Origin of the sequence: Candidatus Planktophila sp. (assembly GCF_040402275.1) — a bacterium.
Taxonomy (GTDB): Bacteria; Actinomycetota; Actinomycetes; order Nanopelagicales; family Nanopelagicaceae; genus Planktophila.
This window is the reverse complement of record NZ_JBBAMW010000032.1, coordinates 1-6,849: the sequence shown is the minus strand read 5'-3', so window position 1 is coordinate 6,849 and position 6,849 is coordinate 1. Positions and strand designations below refer to the sequence as shown.

The window sequence follows — 6,849 nt, the reverse complement described above, 5'->3', positions numbered from 1 at the left end:
ACGACCTCTGGGTTATGAGCCCAGCGAGCTACCGAGCTGCTCCACCCCGCGTCGGTGGAGCAATCTTATGCGTACCAATAGATAAAGACCAAATCCTTGCGATTGCCCGCATGAACTTGGCCTTTATCTGATGCAGTAAATATTTACAGCATCACATCTTTATTTCTTATTTTTTGGTTTGCGCACTGATTGCAGCATCAAGTGCTGACTTCAATCGCTTTTGTGCCTTGTCGTATTCAACAAAGTCTCCCTTTGAAAGAGCGGCTAAGCCATCGGCATAAGCCTTCTTTGCACTAGCAAGTGAGTTTGCAAGAGAAGTATTTGATGTTGTTCCGGTAGTACCAGAAGTTGTTGTGTTTCCGGCATTAGTCCCAGAGTTACCACCAAATACTTGATCCAATGCGCCCTTGAGAGTGTCGTCATAACCAATTTGATCTCCGAAGGAAACAAGTACCTTTTGAAGTAATGGATATGCAGATGTATTTGAAGTTGCCTTTACATACACCGGTTGCACATAGAGCAATCCTCCACCAACAGGTAGTGTCAACAAATTACCAAGCACAACATCTGATCCACCACGACGGAGTAGTGATAGCGAGTTTGCTACATCAGGTTTTGCTTCAAAGTTCGAAGCAACCTGTGAAGGACCTGCAATATTTGTATTACGTGGCAGTTGAAGTACAGAAATCTTTCCGTAATCTGGACCTGGATCTGAATTGACCACGGCGAATGCAGAAAGGTTTTCACGTCCTCCACGAGGCACAAATGGTGTTGTCAGTGAGAATGAAGGAGTTTTAGCTCCTGGCATTTGCAATGTTAAATAGTAAGGAGGCTGCGCAGATGCGTTACCACCAAATGTTGATGGATCACGTGGCACGCGCCAGAAATCTTGTCCACCATAGAAGGCTGCTGCGGTCTTAACGTGATACGAACTTAAAATATCGCGCTGGACTCTAAACATATCTTCGGGATAGCGGATGTGGTCAAGGAGACCCTTTGAGATTTCACTCTTTGGTGTAATTGCACCAGGGAAAGCCTTTGACCAAGTCTTCAGAACTGGATCCTTTTCATCCCATTGATACAAAGTCACGGTTCCGTTATATGCATCAACAGTTGCTTTTACAGAGTTACGAATGTAATTAACTGTTTTATTGCCCTGTGCAGAAATGGAGGCTGAATTAGTTGTAAGAGCATCAGCGGTTGCATTTGAAAGTGATGTTTGGCGTGAGTATGGATAGCCAGCACTTGTCGTGTAGCCATCAATGATCCACAAGATCTTGCCATCTACTAATGCTGGATATGGATCTCCATCAAGGGTTAGCCAAGGCGCAACCTTTGAAACACGATCACGAGGATTTCTTTCAAAGAGAATCTTTGAATCCTTGTTGATCAGTGATGAAAGAAGAATGCGCTGCTCTTGGTACTTTAGAGCAAAGACAACCTTGTTGAGCAATGATCCAACAGGAACACCACCTGAACCAGAGTATGTGTAGTTTTTCTGACCATTTGCTGAGGCATCATCTGGATAATCGAATTCAACAGGTGCATCAGTCTTTACTCCACCAATAATTGAGTAGTCAGGAACATTCTCACCAAAGTAGACACGTGGTTCAAACTTTCCAAGAGTTCCAGTTGGTGGAAGATTTCCAACTGTAAATGATGGCTTTCCATCAGCATCCCGCTCATTGCCATACGCTGCAACAAAACCAAAGCCGTGTGTGTATACAAGGTGGTCGTTAATCCAGTTACGAGATGGATTACCTTGTATGTTCAATTCACGAACAGCTACAACCACATCGCGCTTAACGCCATTGACGGTATAGCGATCAACGTCTAATGACTCAGGGAAGCTGTAGTAGGGGCGAATTTGCTGAAGTTGTCTGAAGGTGGCAGATAGAACATTCGGATCCATTAAACGAATATTTGCAATAGTTGCCGCATCATTCGCAAGTTGGCCGCTTGAAGTTGAAAGAGTTGCCTGATAATCATTAACTGTCACATCTTCAAGGCCGTATGCAGCCCGAGTTGATTCGATATTGCGTTGAATAAATGGAGCTTCTTTTGAGGATTCACTTGGCTTAACTTGAAAGTTTTGAATTGCTGCTGGGTATAGACCTGCGATTAACACAGATGAGATAACTAGTAATGCGGTGCCAGCTGCAGGCAAAACCCATGAGCGACGAATGATATTTGCGAAGAATAAAAGCGCACAAACAAGTGCGATTCCGGAAAGGATCGCCTTGGCGGGCAGCACTGCGTTTACATCGGTATAGGTAAGACCTGTGATGATCTTGCTTTCCTTCAAGGCCAATGCAAAACGATCAAACCAGTATGCAACCGCCTTGAGTAGGACTACACCACCTAGTAACACTGAAAGCTGCAGACGAGCAGCAACAGTTGTTCGATCCTCTTGAACCTGCAGGCGAATTCCGCCATACAGGTAGTGAACAACTGCTGAGGCGATGATCGCCAAGACAAGCGTTGAGATTCCCCAACCAATGATTGTTTGCCAGAATGGAAGACGGAATGCAAAGAATGAAATGTCCATGTTGAACTGTGGATCTTTCACACCGAACTCAGTGGAGTTTTTAAAGAGCAACCATGAGCTCCACAATGTTGAACCTGATGTTCCTGCAAAATAGAAGAGTGCGACAAATCCACCGATAAATAAGCTTCGGCGAATTGGCTCAACCTGTGAACGGTAACGTTCAAGATTATCTGACTCCATTGTCATTGAAACATAAAGGGGACGACGCTTGTATGCGATCCAAACATTTACCAAAACTGTTGATGCAGTTAATAAACCTGTGACAAAAAATAGAAAAACCTTTGTACCGAGGATCGTTGACCATGTGCTTGTGAAATCCACGGACTTAAACCACAACCAGTCTGCGTAAAAACCACTGAGAGCGGTGAAGAGTGCTCCGGTGATTACAAGTACTCCGATAGTCAGGGCCAGTGGGCTCTTTCGTCCACGGATTTTAAATGTCGGGCGTTGGAACAGGGGGTTATTGGTCATGGGAGAAAACTATCGCAAGGCGATTAGGGCTACCAATTCAATCTTTGTGCCGCTCAAAGATGCACACAATGGAGGGAGTTAAGGCTAAATAACTCTCAGACTATGTGCGGGTGCGCTCAAGGTATGAAATGGCTTGAGCCAAGGTTGCAACGGTTATGACTTTAATTCCTTGGGGGACCTTGGCGACCTCTTCAGCGTTTCCAACAGGGGCAAAGAAAACAGTTGCTCCAACTTTTTTGGCAGAAAGGATCTTTTCGTTGATTCCACCTATGGGTCCAATGACCCCTCGGTTATCAATTGTTCCCGTACCTGCAATATGGCGACCCTGCATCAAATCCATCTCAGTCAGCAATTCGACTAGACCAATAGAAAATACGAGTCCGCCACTGGGACCACCTGTTTCACCTACTTTAAATTTAATTTTCTTGCCATCTAATGCATTTGCTCGTGCAACACCTAGAGCACCATCACCCATAACTTCAGGATGAGATTGCAAGTAATTAATTGCTGCACTTATCGCTTTATCTTGTGAACCAACCATGTCAGCTTTTGCCTGCTTGCTTTCCTCTTTGCTACTTGTGCCAGGGGGATAGATTGCAGATTTTGGATAGACAGCATGTTCTGCGTTAATCCATGAGTAAATGAGTTCAGGTCCAAAGATCCATGTATCTGGATTCGTAACCCGAATCGACATCAAATCAATACGTCCGCTAGCCGGATAATTGTCGAGATCTTTAATGGTGATAACACCTTTAAATATGTTTTGCGCTTGACCTGGTAACACAATTGCAAATGGAAGTGGGGCAATAGTTGCCAGTAGAAAAAATACTCCTAGAGTCGCTGTAACAACTTTAGGAAGGGGTGAAAATCGCACTGAGGGCTCGAACTAGTTTGCATCCGGACGAATCACTGAAATGCGTGAAGGCTTTTGCGCAGGGGGAGTAGAGTCAACAGTGATTTCTCCAGGGGCCTCTAGCGATTCGCTATCTTCAGCCACATCGCGGGCTTGTGAATCTCTCAGAGAATCCTGAAAGCGCTGAAATTGACCAACAGAGCGCTGAGTCTCTTGCTGATACTTTCCTTCAAATTTTGATACCCATGTGACATAGCCAAGTGCACCAATTAAGCCGACAGCCGGCACTACCCACCAGATGAGAGCTGAGAATGCGTTGGACATGTGCACACTCTATCGCGCTGGGAATGAACCCGCGTGCGAAGTTGTTCCAATGCTGGGAGGATTCAACCATGACGCCATTTGGTTTCAACCCAGAAAATCCAGAGGACTCTAATGAGCCCGTTGATTTTGCTGCCATGATGGAACAGATGCAACAACAGATTCAAGAACAATTCTCAAAGCTTGGAATGAATGGCCCTGGGTTTACTGGATCGACTGAAGCCTTACCTAAAAATATTGTCAGAGATACTGCAAAGAAATTTACAACTGCGCAAGGCTCTTCTCCTGTTGGTGCAAATGATGTTGTAGAGATGAAGCAGGCATTTTCAATTGCCGAGCTGTGGCTTGATGAAGCAACCTTTTTCCCAAAATCTCCCAACACTGGAAATGTTGCACTAGCCCGCACTGATTGGGTTGACACAACATTGCCTGGATGGCAAACATCAGTTGAGCCTCTGGCTATTGGTCTCTCATCTGCAATTGGGGAATTACTTAACCAAGCATCATTTGGAGAAGGGGAGGGGCCCGAAACTCCTGCAGATGAACAACCTCAGATGCAGATTCCAGTTGGGATGATTTCAGCGCTTCTTAATTCATTTATTGGCTCATTAATTGCAACACAGATGGGCCAAGCTATAGGTGGGTTAGCGGGCACAGTGACAGGTGCACATGATGTGGGATTACCACTAGTTGATTCTGCATTTCCAACTCTTGTGCCGCAGAACATTAAGGAATGGGCAACAGATTTAGATATTCCACTCGATGAGGTGCGAATCTTCCATGCATTGCGCGAAGCAGCAGTTGCGCGGTTATTTTCACACAATCCTTGGCTAGTTTCATATATCCGCACCGCAATTACGGATTACGGCAAGGGAATTAATATTGATTTAGATGCGATTCAAGAACAAGCACAACGAGCCTTTGAATCTGGCAATGGATTTGATCCATCAAGCCCAGAAAGCTTCACAATTGCCCTAAATGAAGGAATCTTCACACCGCAAGAATCACCAGCACAGCGCGATGCATTAACTAAATTAGAAACCGTTTTGGCATTAATTGATGGGTGGAGCGAAGAAGTTGTTGCGATGGCATCTGGAGATCGCCTTCCTAATATCGCAGCACTTCAAGAAACACTGCGCCGCCGCCGTGCAACATCTGCGCCAGCCCAACAGTTATTTTCATCGATGCTTGGATTGCAAGTCTCACCACGACTTGCTCGTGAAGCGAGTGTATTTTGGAAACAAGTTCGCGAATTGAAAAACATTGAGTCGCGAGATCGTATTTGGAGTGGAATTCTTCCAACAGCAGAAGACTTATTAACACCTGAGAGTTTCATGAAGAGCTTAGAGATCCCTGATGATTTGTCGGGTCTCATCTAGTTCATTGAACAGATTGAAATTCACCTGGAAATTGAAAAGCGAACTCCCCGGTCACTTGCTCTAAATCAGCCTTCCCCTTGCTGATGTAGAACTGTTATCCGAGGAGCTCGTAGTCGTAAAGTAAGTCTTTGACAGAGGTTTATCAACTCGGCACTACGTTGACAAAGGCTAAATTATTGAGGTAACGAAGATTTTTGTGCCGACTTTTTTCACTGAAAAGTAGTACGACTCGCGACCTCAACTGCTCAATCTCTCAAGGTTTGGTTGAGAGATGACATAACATTTCGGTGTGCAGGATTTTAATGAGACCAACCCATTTTTAGAACCATCCTTGGTTGAAACAACCCTTGAAGACCACACCCTTCCTGGAATCTCAGAGGGCGAGATAATTGTCATCAGATCAACCCGACGAAAGAAAAATATCTCTGCTTATCGTCAGGGTGGGCGAATCGTGGTCTCAATTCCAGCCCGAATGAGCAAAGCTGATGAGCGTGCGATGGTTCCTGAAATGGTTGCCAAGATCCGTGCCCAAGAGGCTGCCGCGACGATGAGTGAGGAAAGCCTGACCAATCGCATAGGCGAACTATTAAGTGAACTGGCCCCAGAAATCATGGTGCGGCCATCTTCGGTGAACTGGCGAGGGATGCGCGAGCGCTGGGGTTCTTGCACAGGCATTGATGGCTCAATTCGGATCTCTGACCGGCTCAAGGGGGCTCCTGAAGAGGTCCTGGATTACGTCCTTTTCCATGAGGGGATCCACCTGCAGTTCTTTGACCATGGCCCTGAATTTAAGGAGTTGTTAGCCCGTTTCCCGGAGGAAAAGGTGGCGCAAGCGTATCTGAATGGGTATGAGGCGGCTGAAACCGCCCTCACCGCCCCAGAGGCTCTAAAAAAACTCCTAAATAAAGGTGCCTAGATACGCTCAATTAAGCGTGTTGGCGAGTAACCTCATACACGAACGCCTGCCCCACACGGGGAGCAATCCCGATGGGATCGCACGCGTCGATAGGAGGAAAAGAATGAGTGCAGAGACATACAAAGGTGACGCTTACTGCGTTAAGTGCAAAGAGAAGCGTGATTTCGAAGGAACTGTAAAGGTTTCTGAATCTGGTCGTCGCATGGCACAAGGCATCTGCCCAGTGTGTGGCACCAAGGTCAATCGTATTCTTGGCAAAGCACAGTAATTAAATTTCGTTTCGCGTAGGTGAGCTCTCGTTCACCTGCGAACGTCTAGCGTTACAAAAGACCCTCACACTTAACGGTGCGGGGGTCTTTTG

The 6,849-nt window shown here is 45.9% G+C and carries 6 protein-coding genes; 3 read left to right on the top strand and 3 right to left on the bottom strand.

Annotated features, from left to right (window positions below):
• Window positions 1-166: 166 nt before the first annotated feature.
• The 3 genes from AC9UEY_RS05465 to AC9UEY_RS05455 form a co-directional block, all read right to left on the bottom strand.
• Window positions 167-3,019 carry a UPF0182 family membrane protein gene (locus AC9UEY_RS05465; protein ID WP_509538865.1) on the bottom strand — a complete coding sequence of 951 codons (2,853 nt, stop codon included), beginning with the start codon at window positions 3,017-3,019 and terminating at the stop codon, window positions 167-169.
• A gap of 100 nt (window positions 3,020-3,119) precedes the next feature.
• Window positions 3,120-3,893: a S16 family serine protease gene (locus tag AC9UEY_RS05460; RefSeq protein ID WP_509538863.1), complete on the bottom strand. Its 774-nt coding sequence runs from the start codon at window positions 3,891-3,893 to the stop codon at window positions 3,120-3,122.
• 12 nt (window positions 3,894-3,905) lie between these two features.
• Window positions 3,906-4,196, bottom strand: coding sequence for a hypothetical protein (locus AC9UEY_RS05455; RefSeq protein ID WP_509538860.1), 291 nt, complete (start codon window positions 4,194-4,196; stop codon window positions 3,906-3,908).
• 68 nt (window positions 4,197-4,264) lie between these two features.
• Between AC9UEY_RS05455 and AC9UEY_RS05450 the strand changes: the two genes are divergently transcribed.
• The 3 genes from AC9UEY_RS05450 (at window position 4,265) to AC9UEY_RS05440 (ending at window position 6,756) form a co-directional block, all read left to right on the top strand.
• The gene (locus AC9UEY_RS05450; RefSeq protein ID WP_509538858.1) at window positions 4,265-5,572 is read left to right on the top strand and encodes a zinc-dependent metalloprotease; all 1,308 of its coding nucleotides are present in this window, start codon (window positions 4,265-4,267) and stop codon (window positions 5,570-5,572) included.
• 289 nt (window positions 5,573-5,861) lie between these two features.
• Window positions 5,862-6,488 (top strand): M48 metallopeptidase family protein, encoded by a 627-nt coding sequence (locus AC9UEY_RS05445; RefSeq protein ID WP_509538855.1) that lies wholly within the window; start codon window positions 5,862-5,864, stop codon window positions 6,486-6,488.
• Between the two features lie 103 nt (window positions 6,489-6,591).
• Window positions 6,592-6,756 (top strand): DUF5679 domain-containing protein, encoded by a 165-nt coding sequence (locus AC9UEY_RS05440; protein ID WP_509538853.1) that lies wholly within the window; start codon window positions 6,592-6,594, stop codon window positions 6,754-6,756.
• Window positions 6,757-6,849: the final 93 nt, after the last annotated feature.